10 protein-coding genes are annotated in these 15,307 nt (G+C 50.5%); 8 read left to right on the top strand and 2 right to left on the bottom strand.

The window, feature by feature from the left end; translation table 11 throughout:
- Positions 1-131: 131 nt before the first annotated feature.
- The 7 genes from Mal48_RS10665 to Mal48_RS10695 all read left to right on the top strand — a co-directional run bounded on the left by Mal48_RS10665 (position 132) and on the right by Mal48_RS10695 (position 7,412).
- Positions 132-611, top strand: coding sequence for a DUF1499 domain-containing protein (locus Mal48_RS10665; RefSeq protein WP_197442241.1), 480 nt, complete (start codon positions 132-134; stop codon positions 609-611).
- A 276-nt stretch (positions 612-887) separates the two neighbouring features.
- Complete coding sequence (gene pheS, locus Mal48_RS10670) at positions 888-2,414, top strand: phenylalanine--tRNA ligase subunit alpha (protein ID WP_197442242.1); 1,527 nt, start codon at positions 888-890, stop codon at positions 2,412-2,414.
- A 131-nt stretch (positions 2,415-2,545) separates the two neighbouring features.
- A complete protein-coding gene (locus Mal48_RS10675; RefSeq protein ID WP_145198784.1) occupies positions 2,546-3,124 on the top strand; it encodes a hypothetical protein in 579 nt (192 codons plus the stop codon).
- 62 nt (positions 3,125-3,186) lie between these two features.
- Positions 3,187-3,636 carry a GNAT family N-acetyltransferase gene (locus Mal48_RS10680; protein ID WP_231739986.1) on the top strand — a complete coding sequence of 150 codons (450 nt, stop codon included), beginning with the start codon at positions 3,187-3,189 and terminating at the stop codon, positions 3,634-3,636.
- A 410-nt stretch (positions 3,637-4,046) separates the two neighbouring features.
- A complete protein-coding gene (locus tag Mal48_RS10685; RefSeq protein WP_197442243.1) occupies positions 4,047-4,709 on the top strand; it encodes a hypothetical protein in 663 nt (220 codons plus the stop codon).
- 373 nt (positions 4,710-5,082) lie between these two features.
- Entirely contained in the window at positions 5,083-6,972 is a 1,890-nt protein-coding gene (gene mnmG / locus Mal48_RS10690) for a tRNA uridine-5-carboxymethylaminomethyl(34) synthesis enzyme MnmG (RefSeq protein ID WP_145198790.1), read from the top strand.
- Positions 6,973-7,043: 71 nt separating this feature from the next.
- Positions 7,044-7,412 carry a cupin domain-containing protein gene (locus Mal48_RS10695; RefSeq protein ID WP_231739987.1) on the top strand — a complete coding sequence of 123 codons (369 nt, stop codon included), beginning with the start codon at positions 7,044-7,046 and terminating at the stop codon, positions 7,410-7,412.
- 302 nt (positions 7,413-7,714) lie between these two features.
- Here Mal48_RS10695 and uvrB read toward each other — a convergent pair whose 3' ends face one another.
- Positions 7,715-9,817, bottom strand: a complete 2,103-nt coding sequence (gene uvrB, locus Mal48_RS10700; RefSeq protein ID WP_145198796.1) for an excinuclease ABC subunit UvrB — start codon at positions 9,815-9,817, stop codon at positions 7,715-7,717.
- A gap of 87 nt (positions 9,818-9,904) precedes the next feature.
- Here uvrB and Mal48_RS10705 point away from each other — a divergent pair, with 87 nt between their 5' ends.
- Complete coding sequence (locus Mal48_RS10705) at positions 9,905-10,975, top strand: hypothetical protein (RefSeq protein WP_145198799.1); 1,071 nt, start codon at positions 9,905-9,907, stop codon at positions 10,973-10,975.
- 192 nt (positions 10,976-11,167) lie between these two features.
- Here Mal48_RS10705 and Mal48_RS10710 read toward each other — a convergent pair whose 3' ends face one another.
- Complete coding sequence (locus tag Mal48_RS10710; RefSeq protein WP_197442244.1) at positions 11,168-15,121, bottom strand: outer membrane protein assembly factor BamB family protein; 3,954 nt, start codon at positions 15,119-15,121, stop codon at positions 11,168-11,170.
- Positions 15,122-15,307: the final 186 nt, after the last annotated feature.

Genomic DNA, 15,307 nt, shown 5'->3' on the forward strand with positions numbered 1-15,307 from the left:
AGTCCGCAAACTTGTGGAATGGACGCTTTTCTCAGTGTTTGAGAGAGCGAATTCAGATTACAGGAACTGGTCTAAATACTTTTGACGACTTTCTTTCATCCCCATGCTGACTTCAAGCGATTGAGCAGGAAATGTTAAAAAAGAATAGGCTACTGCGCCTGACCATCGTTGCCATTATCGCCCCCATTTGCACTCTCGCATGGTTTAGTTTGATGTCCAAAGCTCCGACAAACCTTGGAGTCAAAGATGGGAAATTGGCTCCCTGCCCGAATTCTCCGAATTGCGTGAGCACTCAAGAGAAAGACCCGTCTCAGAAAATGGAACCGATCCCTTTCGAAGGAGATCCCGCCACAGCCATTGCTAAAGTTAAAGAGGCACTCACCAACCATCCTCGCACAAAAATTGTTGAGGAGAAGGAACATTATCTCCATGCAGAATGTGCGAGCTTGATCTTTCGCTTTGTGGACGATGTCGAGGTTTATGTCGACACGGAGGCTCATTTGATTCACTTCCGTTCCGCATCTCGCGTTGGCCGATCCGACATGGGTGTCAACCGGAAAAGAATGCAGGGAGTTCGAGCTCAGGTGATGGAATCACTAGCCAAGGATTAATACGGGCCAAAGCGAAATACTGAGCCAGTTTCAATACTGCCCGGCTGCCCGACTGTTCAACGGCCCGCCTGCTGCCTGCCTGTTCAGCTACTCAAGTGCGAAAAGGTGAGTCTGAACACGAGTGCTGTCTCTGTGATGACACCAGTGAATCGACTACAGGACTGGCTTAGCAATCCTGTAGTTTCATCATCGGATTCAGATTGCTACGATTCGCACCTGAGAAATATGAATTCCGAGCACTGTAATCCTGTAACCTTGGCCCCAAACGCATTAAACATGTCTGATCCGATTCAACTTGATGAATTCTCACACTCGGTCTGGGAGAAGCTGGCTTCGATTCCGCAAATCGAAGTCAACGAACTGGCTACGGAATTAAATACCGACCAGTCCAAGGTCTTGGTTGTGGCACAGGAGGCTGTTGAAGGAGGTTTTCTCGTTATCCAGGAAGAAAACTTCGATGAGTTGATCCCAGCTGCGGAAGCGATTCAGCTCATCAATGATGGACTCGCAGAGCGAAAAGCTCTGGCTTTGCTCACAGAGGCCGGTGGAGAAATGGCGACCGGCGACTTCGCCAAAGCTGCCGGACAAGCGAAGATTGCGGTCAACGATGTATTCCGCTGGGGGAAAGCACGTGGCTGGATTGACCGAGACAAGCAAGGCGTTCGCATCACCGACGCAGGAAAATCGGCTGCAAATGGAGAACAGGATGCCGACGAGAAAGCACTCCTGAAAGCAGATGGGAAAGCGATTCAGCTCTCACAAGTAGATGAAGCAGATCGGGTGAAGCAACTGCTGGGAAAACGTGGCGACCTTGCGAAGATCAAAAGCCGCGTGCGTCGTCTTCTTTCAATGACGGATCAGGGACGCGAGTTATTCAAGTCGGGAATCTCTGTCAAGAAAGAGAGAAATCTACTGACGCCAGACGACCTGCGAAGTGGCGACTGGAAAGAGATCACGTTGCGTCCCTATGACGTCACTCTTCCCGCTGAAGAGATTCAACCTGCAAAAGTGCATCCGCTTCGGAAAATCATTGAACAGACACGCCGAGCCTATCTGGAGATGGGATTCACCGAAGTCGCTTCGCCCATGGTCGAATCGTCCTTCTGGAACTTTGACGCCCTGTTTCAGCCGCAGGACCATCCGGCTCGCGATATGCAGGACACCTTTTATATGGCAGAGCCTGCAACGACGAACTTGCCAGAGGACGCGGACCTGGTTGATCGTGTTCGTAGAGCGCATGAAGATGGTGGCGACACCGGTTCTGAAGGCTGGGGATACAAATGGTCCCCTGAGATTTCCAAGCAAGTCGTGCTTCGGACTCATACAACAGCTTCCACGATTCGTGCTCTCACCAAACACCCTGATCCTCCGCTGAAAACGTTTTGCGTGGGCTGGGTTTGTCGTAATGAAACCATGAGTTACAAGCACTTGCCAGTCTTTCATCAGGTCGACGGGATCGTCATCGATGAGAATGCGTCGCTGGCATCACTTTTGGGAACGCTGGAAACGTTCTACAAAAAAATGGGCTTCAAACAGGTGAAGTTCAAGCCAGCTTTTTATCCATACACCGAACCTAGCGTCGACGTCGTTGTCTACCTCGAAAGCCGTGGCAAGTGGATCGAAATGGGAGGTTCCGGAATCTTCCGCCCCGAAGTCACCGAACCACTCGGCTGCAAGCATCCTGTGATGGCCTGGGGCCTCGGCATGGAACGCCTTGCGATGATCCGCTACGGACTCTCGGATATTCGAGAATTGTATCAGGGACGAATTGAAGCACTGAGTGAAATGGCGATGCACCAGTAGTCACAAAAGTTTTTTGAAAATGATGTAAGCGTCTTGCCTTGTGGCAAGCAAGCGATGACGTCGTGCCAGTAAGCTTCTCAAGTACGACAAGCATTGCAGTTGCACGGGGACGAATTTGAAGAGCGGTCGGAATGCCGGACGAGCCTGCGGATCATGAACCTCCACCTTCCAATGGCTCTGCCTGGGAGATCACGAAGCTGATTTGCTGCGGTGTTGTCGCCATCAGCGTACTCTCCTGCGTCGTCGTTGCAGTGATCAGAAGCACTGGGCTGACGGAAGTCCGCGTCACAGCGATCAGTGAAGAAGAAGAACCCCGGGATCACAACATCCCTCTCTTCAAGAAAACCGATGCACTCCCCGATTACGAAATCATTCTCATCCTGAACCAAGGAGGCAAAGTCCGCCTGGGAGCCAAACCGAATCGATCAGCTGCCAACGGATTGACATGGAAACTTAGCAAGCCGGTTTCACTTGCTGAGATCTCAGGCCTGCGGTTGCAGGATCAGGACAAACTCGTCTCAGATGCGATCACAGAAGTTCAGATTGAGAGTCAGTCGGTGACCAGCGGAAACTACAGATTCGATTTTACAACGAAGCGGTCCTTTGGAATTGGTCTTGTCTCTTTTTTCGAAACTCCTGTGGGGATGGCCATTTGCGGCGCGTTTGCGATTGCCGTCATGTTGATTATCTGTAGTGCATTTCTCATTTAGTGATGAGCAATATTCTAGTCCTTGATTTCGCCCTTTCCTCACTCTCAGTTTGAGTTTCCGCCGTGTCCGAACCCAATTCTTCTACCGATGCTTCAACTCACTCGGTCATCGTACGAGCGGCGACGAGCAGCGACTTAAACAATATTGATGCATTCCTGACGGACTTTGTTTCAGCCGGGAGGATTCTCCCGCGCACAAGTGATGAACTCGAACTCCTGATCCCCACTGGTTTTGTCGCGGAAGTGCAGAATCAAATTGTTGGATTTGTGGCTCTGGAAATCTACTCACGCAAACTGGCTGAGATTCGCTCTTTGTGCGTCCGTCCCATCATGCAGGGACAGGGCGTAGGGAAAGATTTAATTCAGGCCTGCCTTAAGCTTGCGAGGGAACGAAATGTCTTCGAAGTCATGGCGATCACATCGACCGACAAATTCTTTCTGAATTGCGGATTCGACTTCACGCTTCCCGGCGAAAAGAAAGCCCTTTTCATGCAAATGCGTGACGAACCGTGAGCTGAACGTTCCCAGCCATACGATTCAGAGCGGCCATTCCATCTCGAATTCGTCGAAAGGCCTGCCTGAAACTCTCGACAGAGATTGGACGTTAATTTCGACAAAAGTGAGAAACTTGCTATCTTTCCCAGCTTTTGTTAGAGCTAGAGCATCTTTCGAATTAGTTTGCAGGTTCTGCCTCGTGGCGAACAGCATTTTTTAGATCTGATCCTCAAACTTGAAATTGCTCTCTCAAACGTTGAGAAAAGCGGCTATTCCAGAGGTTTTCGGACTGGGTCTAGAGAAATGCGTTCTTCACGGGCACACGGTAGAGCAAACTGCTCTAATAAGAGGTGCGGGACCAATGTCATCACTCACTTTTATTGAGGACCCTGATTGTGCAACACCTTATTGTCTTGTCAATTCTCGGAATGTCAGTTCTGACTCAGTCCGCCTGGGCACAACAAAATCAAGGATCTGCAACTCAAACACCACAACAGCCTCCGACTGTCGAAGGGACAGTCTCTGAGATCAAGACGATGGGACGAGTAAAAGTTCTCGTCGTTGCCAATGATCAAGGTGAGACGATGGAAATCCCGCTCACGAATAGGGTGCCTGTTGACATCAAAGGGACAGGAGATCAAGGGTTCGTTCGAGTCGGTGCATTTATTGGTGGCAAAGGTGTCCTGACGAACAAGGCGCTCTTCCTCAATGAGATCAACGTCCTTCTGCTGGGAAAAGGCAAAAAGCCTCCACGTGGAAAAATTGGCAAAGCTCCACGGCAAGCAGGAGGAGACATCAATACCTTTCAGGTGATGGGAACCATTCAAGCGATGGAGCCGAATCCCGATTACCCTGATTACACAATGCTGGCCCTGGACGTGCCAGGGAGAGCACCAGGTATTAATTTAGAAAAAAACTACACCGTAAAAGTGATGTCAAACGATTTGAGCTTAATCGAAGCTGGCATGCCCGTCGTCCTCGACGGTCGTCTGTTCCGGGGGAAATTTCAGGTCTCAAGGGTCACAATCAACCACCCCGAGCCCTTCAGCTCCGAGGAATACCTGAAACCAGCAGAACCGAAGGAAGATTGAGCCCAACCCGCAACCGAAAACAAGAACTACTAAATAACGATACCTGAAACGCTATCTGAACCATTGTTGTTCACTGAAGTTGCAGTCGCTCACACAGATTTTCTCCAAGATTGGGAACTTTTGGCTCTTCACGTATCACCGTGTCGAAGCAGTCATCGCAAAAATTCTGTCGAGAGTCATGATCTGGCTCTCACAAATTTGCGATTTCAAGTCTTAACGACCGCATCACGTTGCACATTTTTGGTACCAACTCGATAACCTCTGCGATAAAGCGGCCTCTCATTGTTTGAGAGGCCAAATTCAGATTTCCAGATCCGTTCAGGGTCTTTTCGAATACATTTGTTTTCCGTGCGAAGCGATCAAGCGAAAAAGTATGAGTAAAACTCACTATCAATATGACGTCATCGTCATTGGAGCCGGACACGCCGGGACCGAAGCAGCACTGACAAGTGCACGGATGGGCGCAAAAACCGCACTGTTGACGATGAACTGCGATACGATCGGCCAACTCAGCTGCAACCCAGCCATCGGTGGAGTTGCAAAGGGGCAAATCGTTCGGGAAATCGATGCGCTCGGTGGCGAAATGGGCAAGTTAATTGATGCGACAGGCATTCAATTTCGCATGCTCAACAGCGGAAAAGGCCCCGCAATGTGGTCGCCACGTGCACAGGCCGATAAAAAAGCGTATCAGTTCCTGATGAAGCTTCGCGTTGAGGAGCAGGAAAACCTGACGATCCGACAGGAAATGGTCGAATCGCTGATCATCGAGGGAACTCCTGTTCCCGAAGGGGCTCCGCAACCCGAGCCGGAAGATTGTCCGCGGATCACCGGAGTCCTCGTACGAGGAGGAGCAGAATATCGAGCACAAGCTGTCATCATCACAACCGGAACGTTTCTTCAAGCAATCATGCATACAGGGGAAGCGAAGACAAAAGGAGGACGCGCCGGCGAAGGAACCACCGGAACAATGTCCGACAGTTTCCGGGAACTCGGTTTTCAACTCGAACGCTTCAAAACAGGAACACCTGCACGCCTTAACGGCAGGACCATTGATTACAGTCAACTGGAAATTCAACCAGGCGACGAAAATCCACAGCCGTTCTCCTTCATGACTGAAAAGATTGAACAGGAGCAGATCCCCTGCTGGCTGACAGCGACCAATCAGCATGTCCATGATGTGATCAAAGCCAACTTGCACCGTGCTCCAATGTACAGCGGGCAAATCAGCTCAACAGGCCCTCGCTACTGCCCCTCGGTTGAAGACAAAGTTGTACGCTTCGCGGACAAATCTTCACATCAGATATTTCTGGAACCGGAAGGGCGCAACACTCTCGAGATTTACTGCAACGGAATTTCAACAAGCCTCCCACGCGACGTTCAAGATGAAATGGTTCGCTCCATCGCTGGACTCGAGAATGCTGAGATCATGCGATATGGGTACGCGGTCGAATACGACTTTGCTCCGCCAACGCAGTTGTTCGCCACACTCGAAACCAAGCGTGTCGGTGGGCTCTACTTCGCCGGTCAAATCAACGGAACGACTGGATATGAAGAGGCTGCCGGTCAAGGGTTGATCGCAGGCGTCAACGCTGTCCTGAAAATTGCCAACAAAGAACCATTCATTCTCGACCGCTCACAAGCCTATTTGGGTGTGTTGATCGACGACCTCGTCACCAAAGGAGTCGATGAACCGTACCGCATGTTCACGTCACGTGCGGAATACCGTCTGCTGCTTCGTCAAGATAATGCTGATCGTCGATTGACTCCGATTGGCCAACAACTCGGCCTGGCTGATGCCGAACGATGCGCTCAGTTCCAGCAGTACGAAACTCAAATTCAAACTGCACTCACCCTGCTCGCCAAGCTTCGACATCAAGGAAATTCTCTTGAAGAATGGCTGCGACGTCCCGAAATTGAATGGCCTCAACTTTGTGAGTTCTCTTCAGAACTCGCGAATGTTGAGATGAGCGAGCGAGCTAAACAACAAGTACAAATCGAGGTCAAATACAGCGGATACGTGAAACGGCAACAGCAGGACATCGAGCGTCAGAAAAAATCGCTTTCCCTCAGAATTCCGGTCACTTTCGATTATCGAGCCGTGCCACAATTGCGGAATGAAGCGAAAGACAAATTTTCGCGGGTCAAACCAGCCGACATCGCGCAAGCTGGCCGAATTAGTGGAATCACCCCAGCTGACCTCGCCATTCTGACGCTCTATCTTCACGAGCCGGGTCGCATGAGTCAAAAAACGACGGGCGCATAAAAGCGGGATCTTCCAAAAGAATTTCAGGGTCAGGGACGGTTCGCATGAGTCATTCAGTAACAGAGAATTCAGTGACAAACAAATCTACTGCAGATAAGAAGTACCAGGTCGTCGATTTCGAAAACCTCGCCGGTGTCCCGTGCCCTTGTGGGAGTGCGAAACGAGCGTTCGCGGAGAATGAGCACTCTCCCGGCACAGTGCATGTCACCGAAATCTCAGATGACGCACGCGTGCACTATCATAAAGAACATACTGAAACCTACTACATCCTTGAGTGTGGTCCAGATGCCAAAATGCAGCTCGACGATGAGCAAGTCCCCATCCGCCCCGGAATGTGCATTTTAATTCCTCCCGGAGTTCGTCATCGAGCAATTGGCCAGATGAAAATCATCAACATTGTCGTCCCCAAATTTGACCCAGCAGACGAATATTTCGACTAAACACTTTCGTGTTTCTTGTGTCCGTGAAGAATGCTTTTCATGTCATGGATCGCTGATCTCCACGAGACTGTTCGCGGACTTCTGTTCAAAACTGCGTTAGAACACTTTCGTGCTTCTTGTGTCCGTGTAGAACGCTTCTCATGTGATGAGCCACTCATCCCCACGGGGCAGAACGTGTTTCACCAGTGAAATTGCTGTTCGCCACGAGGCAGGTCCTGCAAACCAACTCGAAAGATGCTCTAGATGATCCCATGAGTGTACCGGTTCGCTTGCAATCGCAAGGGAGCCGCACAACGGATCGGTTACATGTTCTTCTTGCCTCTCGGAACTCGGCCTTTTGAGCCTCGTTTTTTCCCTCTTTTTCCGCGAGATTGCTTCCCCTTGGTTGAAAAGCTTTCCTGATCAGCCGGAACCGTAATTGCCCCGCTGGCGTTATCGAGTTGTTTTTGAAGATCTGCAATACGATCTCGCAGGTTGGCAGCTCGTTCAAATTCGAGATTCTCAGCAGCTTCAAGCATCTCTTTTTCAAGCTCATTCAAAAATGCCTGGTTGATGTATTGCACTTCCGATTCTGCACCAACTGCGTCTCGTTCGATTTTTCTAGCCGAAATTTCATCTTCAATTCCGCGCCGAATCGCCTTCTGAATCGTCTCCGGCGTGATATTGTGGTCCTCGTTGTATTTGAGTTGAATCTCTCTTCGACGGTTTGTTTCGTCGATGGCTTGCTGCATGCTGTTTGTCACACGATCGGCATACAGAAAGACTTCGGCATTCACATTTCGAGCGGACCGTCCGATTGTTTGAATGAGACTCGTCGCACTCCTGAGAAACCCTTCTTTGTCTGCATCCAGAATACAAACGAGCGAAACCTCGGGCAGATCGAGACCTTCTCGCAACAGGTTGACTCCCACGACTGTATCGAACTTTCCCTCACGAAGTTCACGCAGGACTTCGACACGCTCAATAGCGTCGAGTTCACTATGCAGCCATTCGCAGCGAATTCCCTCTTCCTTTAAGTATGTGACAAGATCTTCTGACAGGCGTTTGGTGAGAGTCGTCACAAGTGTTCTTTCACCACGAGCGGTTCGCAGGCGGATCTGCTCAATGAGGTGCGGGACCTGTCCACGTGCCGATTGAATATGCACAACCGGGTCAACCAGACCGGTCGGCCGGATCACCTGTTGCACGATCTCACTGTCGCTTTGTTCAAGTTCCCAGTCGGCAGGAGTGGCTGAGACAAAGACAGTTTGCCCTCGCCGGGAATCCCATTCCTCGAACTTGAGTGGGCGGTTATCGAGGGCCATGGGAAGGCGAAATCCGTGCTCGACTAACGTCCCCTTTCTGGCTTGGTCACCATTAAACATGGCTCGAACTTGAGGGATCGTTTGATGGGACTCATCCACGAATAACAGGAAGTCGTCGGGGAAGAAATCGTACAAGGTGGCAGGCGGTTCGCCTGGTTTTCGATTCGCCAGCGCCCGCGAATAGTTTTCAATTCCGGGACAAAAGCCGACCTCTTTGAGCAGTTCCAAATCGTGACGAGTTCGGGCAGAGAGACGTTGGGCCTCCAGAAGCTTTCCCTCTTTCTGGAACTTGGCGAGTTGCTGGGCCAGTTCCTCATGAATTTCTTCAAGTGCTGCATCGATGCGCGACTGTGGCAGCACAAAGTGCTTCGCTGGATAAATGTAGATATCCTTCAACTTCTTACTGCCGACTCCGCTGATTGGATCGATGATCGAAAGTTGCTCGACCTCATCCCCCCAAAGTTCGATCCGGTAGGCAAACTCTTCATATGCTGGCCAAACTTCGATCACATCTCCACGGACGCGAAACTTTCCTCGCTGAAAATCGAAATCGTTTCGGTCATATTGGATGTCGATCAACTTCAGTAAGAAGTCGTCGCGGTTGATGGTGTCTCCCACATTCAACGGGACCATCATGTCGAGATAGTCTTTAGGTGAGCCCAGTCCATAAATGCAAGAAATACTGGCAATGACGATCACATCTGGGCGAGAAACCAACGCGCTGGTCGCCAACAATCGCAAACGATCAATTTCGTCATTGATGCTGGAATCTTTTTCGATGTAGATATCTCGCTGTGGAATGTACGCTTCCGGTTGATAGTAATCGTAATAGCTTACGAAATAAGAGACCGCATTATTCGGAAAGAACTCTCGGAATTCTCCATACAACTGAGCGGCCAGAGTTTTATTGTGAGCGAGAATCAGAGTAGGCTTTTGAGCCTGGGCGATGACGTTTGCCATCGTGAACGTCTTACCGGTCCCGGTTGCCCCGAGAAGAACTTGAGATTTTTTCTGCTCGCGGATTCCGCGCACCAGAGATTCAATCGCCTTCGGTTGATCGCCAGCGGGCTCGAAATCAGAAACGAGTTCAAATTGAGGCATGGGAAGAAACGGCCTTCAAAGCTATGATCGCATGAAAATAGAATCTTAGCATATAGAGAACAACTGAACAGGTCTCGGTCACGATTCATGGGTATAACAGAACGAAATCCCAACACGAAACAGGATTTATTGATCATCCTGCTGTTTTTCGTTGCCGTTTTCAGTAACGCGACACTTGGCTGGGTGTCGCTGCAATTGATTTTCTTGCTGACCGTTTTCAAAAAAGAAATGCGAAGCATCGAGAGCCACAATGGGAGTTCTCATGTCAACTGGGTTGTTCCCTCCATTCTGCTGGGATCTGGATTTTGGATCGGCCTCAGTTCTGAAGATGCTTTCCTTCACCAGGTCGGTGTGATTGGCTGCCTGACCGGGATCGGCGGAATGCTCGGCTGGTTTCCCGTTCCGCGCGCAACCACTCTATTCTCCAACGAAGATTCAATTGCGTCACTGGTGACCGGAACGCTTCTTCCTGTTCTGTGCGCAGCGATCTTTCTTTTCCGATGTGTCGAAGATGGTGGCTGGAGTGAGCGAGACCTTGCGATTCTCGGCGTTGTCTCGCTCTTCAGTTTGGCGATAAGTGGCCTGCGGTTGATGGGCCCTCTCTCGCCGCAGCAGCGGTGTCGACTTTCAATTCTGACAATTTTGAGCCAGGCGAATATCGTATCGGTGTTGCTCGGGTGGCAAAAAATTTTCCCAGAGCGAAACGGGTCGGCTTCGTCCAACATCATTTCTTCAGAGAATCTATTCCTGACAATCCTCATCGTGGAAACAAGTGCGGTCCTGCTGCTGATCTGGAGTTGTAGAAGTGATTCAAACGACCAGACACAAGGCTTCAGATCCACCCTTTTCCGGAAGCTTCGCCCAGTGCTCCCGAACGGTTCCTTACCTGCGATAGCAGGTGTACTGACTCTTTCTGGGTTCCCATTGTTTCCGGGTTCGTGGTGGAGATTCAAGCTTCTGACAGCTCTCATCTTACCGTACGAGCAATCGATGATTACACAGTTGTCTGAACCGCACCTTGGATTCGTCGCTCTTGCATTGGGTTATGCGGCCTGCTCGCTCATCGTGGCGATCGGACAGTTACGAATCCTTCCCACCTTGCTCGAAAGGGAGGAGATTCCCAGCCTCGAACCTTCTTTGAACAGATCACACGGATGACTATTGAATCCGAGTCAATGACAACCGAGCATGCGGAGTGAGTCAGATACACCGGTGAAATTGGTTTCGGCCTACTGCCAGTGGATAAACGCAAAGTACCCGCCGGTAAATTGCCGACGGGTACATAAGACGTTTACCCGGTAGGTCACCAGTGACTGAATAGGTTACTGAAGACCTGAATGAAACATGTTCTTAATCCCTCAACACTTTCACAGCATTCAGAACGGGTTGACCGGATTTTGGAACCAGTGAGATGGTGAGTGCATCCTTCACTTCGACACCTTCAACAACTTTCTTCACTGCTGTAATTCCGTCTCGAGTCACTTGATCAGCTGAGACATCCTTCAGGACTGTTTTTCCATTGAACTGAACGTCAAATTTCGCTGCCTTCATCGCTTCGTCGGCGTTTGCGAAGTGAAGTTCCACAGAGAACTCAGCGGGCTTATCTTCTTTCCCCAACAAGGGCAAAGTGATTTCAGTCAGATTATTTGCCCAAGATGTGTACAACCAGGGTGTCTCGGCACCAATGACATCCACACTGTCCTCGTTCAACGCTTCGTAGCCTCCACCAGTTCCAAACTTTGGAGCCAGGTTCATTTTCACATCGAGTGATGTTTCCTGATAGGCTTTATAACGAGGATAAGAGAGCCAAACTGTCCCATGTGCATCTTTGCGATCTCCGGGAGCACCAAGGTTGAGAGCTAAGTGTTGAACCGGAGTTTGTGCTCCTACAGAGCTGTAAATTGCCCATGGTCGACGAGCTTCACGTGGTTCTAGCACAATCGTCGATGCAATGGAGAACAAACAAACACAACCGGCGCTAGCTTCGGGAATCATCACCAGACCATTCGCAGGAACGGCATTGATCCAACATCCCAAACGGTGACCGGCGAAGTGCCGCACACCGGCGTCCTGTTCGAGATCCATGAATCCCGTGTATCCAGAGCGGAACATCACCATTCCGGAATCGGCAGCTGTCAGCATTCCACAGTGATGACCAGTTCTCATCATTGACCACGGAACATCTTTTCCGGTGATCGGATGTTGGCGAGTCATTTGCTCGCCGGTTTGCAGATCATACATCCAGGGTTCAGCGAGAACTTTGTCACCGATGATGATTGGACGGTTTCTGTAATTCGCATCTTTTGACCAAAGTTTGTACCCGTTGACGGCGGACAAGGCGACGAGACGACGGCGTGAGAATTCACCAGCGACGAACTGCCTCCAGTAGTGACCGTTTGCATTTGCACCACCGAGAATGAGTGTCCCATCCTGATACATCAGCGTCAGCATTCCACCACCGATTCCGATTTCGCTGCAATCAGTGACATCGACAGGTTTCGCCCAAAGGATTTCTCCAGACTTCGAGTCAATGGCGACCGCTCGTCGTAAATCGGCCTTCTTCAAACGATCTTCCGCGATTTCTCGCTCTTCCCCTTCGAGGCTTTCCAAAGCGGATTTGTCTTGCCGCAGAATTTCAGCACGCTGTTCACTCGTGATTGTGCTGTCGATGAAGAAGACACGTTCCGGTGCTATTGCAATTGTCCGGTGAGAAATACTTTGACCTTTGTAGTCCCAAAGGTGCTTCCCGGTTTTCAAATCGATTGCAAATATGCCATCGGTGGCATCATTAACAATCCGTCCTCGACGTCGGTCCAATGCATTCTTCGTGCCGAGAATGGTCGCGGTTCCAAAGAGAATATCCCCTTCGACTGCAACATAGGCCCAGCTGTGATCTCCGTCTGCACGAGATTCCGGCAAGCTGTGAATACGAATCACTTTTCCAGTCGCAGCGTCGAGTTCGAAGCACTCTTTTCCGACGTAATGGAACAGACGATCCTCAGTCGCTGCCAGATTTCCGGGGCTGACGTTCTTGTAAACACCAAGACGAATCCCTTCGGGGTTATCGTACTTCCACAAAAACAATCCGTTGTAAGCATCGTAAGCACTGATGTTGGTTTCGCCCTGTACGAATAATCGGCCACCTGTCGCCAGCGGGCCAACAGCTCCGTCGTGACGGTTGACCATCCCGTCGATCCCAGGATCGCCGTACCAGAGGACTCCAAGACCGCCCTTCACTCGTAAGTCGTCACCGACCGCAGTGTTCGCAGCGTTTCCATATTGATGAGACCAACTTCCTGCACCGGGAAGCATCCCTCGCGAAAGTGTCGCCCAGCCGTCACTCGATTTTTGCTCAAGATCTGTCTCTTTGAATTCGCTTGAGACAGAAGCCTTGTCAATCAACGCAACCGCTTTTTCAACATTCTTCTGTTCTGGTTGACCAATACATAGGATTCCTCCAACAGGCTTGAGATGCCGGGCGATGAGAGAAAGGTCGATCGGAGTTTCCCCCGTTTTGACGAATCGATCGCTGACAATTAGATTTGCGAAGTAGTTCGAGTACGGGATGTCCGAAGCTTCGAGTTGGTGAACAGTCACGCGGCTTCCATAGTACCCAGCCTTTGACAGATTTTTGCGTGCGGTCGCCACTTTAGCGGGGTCGGATTCGACGACATAGATTTTCAATTGACTTTGACGGGCGATCTCATAGGCCAACTTGCCCTCTTCACCGTCGAGCACAAGACAGAACCCGCGCTGGACACCGGTTTTCTCAAGGATGTCTTTGGCGGCTTTTTGATACAGTTCTGACGATTCGAATTCAGCGAGGCCCGCCTGCTCAGGGATTGCTGGTGAAGCGTTTGGTGTGAAGCAGTAGACCTGACCGGTGTCGGTACTAACGACTAACTGACCATCAGAAACTGCCAGCCCGCGAGCTTTCCCTTCGACCTTCGCCTGCCAGACAACTTTACCATCTTCTGCAGAGTAAGCAGTGACCTGATTCTCTCCGCCGAGGAAGACAGCATTCTCGGTCGCCAGAAGAGTCGATTCGTCGGTTGTTTTCTTCTGCCAGAGAACACCGACGTCTGCAATGTCTTTCAGCTTCTGGTTAATCTCGGCGATCTGTTTGCGAATTGCGGGTTCTTTCTTTCCAGCTCCTCGCAATTTTCGAGAGAGGCTGTAAACGTCCATTTCATACTTATGACGAACACGACTGTTTTCGGCGTATTTGATTCGGTCAAGCTTAGCAACCACAGTCCCTGTAGCGACGTAAGCATCATCACCTTGGACAACCATTTGTCGACCAGCGAACCAGCCAAACCCGACGTTGCCTTTATCTTGAGACATTGCCAACAGGTGATGCGGTCCGCCCGAGTAGATTTGTCCATCGGACAACAAAGCTTTGGTTCCTCCCACAACACCACCTGCGGTCGAACGCCAGCTATGCTCGCGTTTGTGGACGAGTTCACCGGTTTTGCGGTCAAAGGCTGCCGGAAGTGATCGGCCCGATGGAACAATCAAAAGATCATCACTCGCTAAAAGATAACCTTGTGGCGAGAGATCGTTTCGTCCAGCGTCGGTGGAACTTAAGTTGTCTTGTCGCCAGATCACTGAGCCATCTTTTGCATCCACGGCATACAGATACACATTTTCATGAGGAAAAATTCCTGCTCCGAAGAAGGCGACGCCATCATCAACAAGGACACCAGTACGAACTGGCCATCGTGAAATCATTTCTCCGCGAGCAATCAACCAGTCTGCTTCCGGACCTGCGCGAAACTGCCATTGCAGCTTCCCATCTTTTTGATCGACACAGTAAACATGTCCATCATCCGAGCCGAAGTAAACTTTTCCGTCAACGACAGAAGGAGCAAGCCGAACTGGGCCGCCGGTGAAAAACGACCAGTCTTCGCGTCCGGTTTTCATGTCGAAGCAGTGAACCTGATCGTCGGCTGTTGAGCCGAAGAAGAGTTTTCCATCGACAATCACGGGATGAAAAACATCGTCGTACTTCACACGATGCCCTAGCACTTTGCCTTCATAGACTCGGCCTTCACCACCCTGAAAACTCAGTGTCGGCGGCGCAGGCGATTCGTATTTCCATGCGGCGTGAAGAGGAAAAGAAATCGTTTCAGTCGAACCACCAGAGCGAGAATAGTCTCCCCGGTATGTCGCCCAGTTTTCAGCGAAAGCAATTTCAGGAAGACTCAGTTGAGCGGCAACTCCCAGAACGAGCAGCCATCGAGCTGACCGACTGAGAGACAAAGAGCAGAACTTGCGGAAGAGCAACGTGGAGGGTGAATGCATTTCGACTCCGTTGGCTGGTGGTTGAAATCGTCTGGCGGGACCAGGGATTGTTGGACCGCAATACATCTCGAAAAAAATGGGAATCATCTTTTCACAAGGATGTTTTGCACGTCCATTTCTATTCATCTCGTAGAACATGGTTGTACGGCCCTGAAACCATCAATACACTCTACATACTTCCTCGCT

The organism is Thalassoglobus polymorphus (assembly GCF_007744255.1).
Lineage (GTDB): Bacteria > Planctomycetota > Planctomycetia > Planctomycetales > Planctomycetaceae > Thalassoglobus > Thalassoglobus polymorphus.

Bases quoted from the DNA above. Each gene is read 5' to 3' on its own strand.
- uvrB (WP_145198796.1), bottom strand. From the start codon at position 9,817: ATGCCTCAATTTGAACTCGTTTCTGATTTCGAGCCCGCTGGCGATCAA.
- Mal48_RS10705 (WP_145198799.1), top strand. From the start codon at position 9,905: ATGGGTATAACAGAACGAAATCCCAACACGAAACAGGATTTATTGATC.
- pheS (WP_197442242.1), top strand. From the start codon at position 888: ATGTCTGATCCGATTCAACTTGATGAATTCTCACACTCGGTCTGGGAG.
- Mal48_RS10675 (WP_145198784.1), top strand. From the start codon at position 2,546: ATGCCGGACGAGCCTGCGGATCATGAACCTCCACCTTCCAATGGCTCT.
- Mal48_RS10665 (WP_197442241.1), top strand. From the start codon at position 132: ATGTTAAAAAAGAATAGGCTACTGCGCCTGACCATCGTTGCCATTATC.
- Mal48_RS10685 (WP_197442243.1), top strand. From the start codon at position 4,047: ATGTCAGTTCTGACTCAGTCCGCCTGGGCACAACAAAATCAAGGATCT.
- Mal48_RS10710 (WP_197442244.1), bottom strand. From the start codon at position 15,121: ATGCATTCACCCTCCACGTTGCTCTTCCGCAAGTTCTGCTCTTTGTCT.
- mnmG (WP_145198790.1), top strand. From the start codon at position 5,083: ATGAGTAAAACTCACTATCAATATGACGTCATCGTCATTGGAGCCGGA.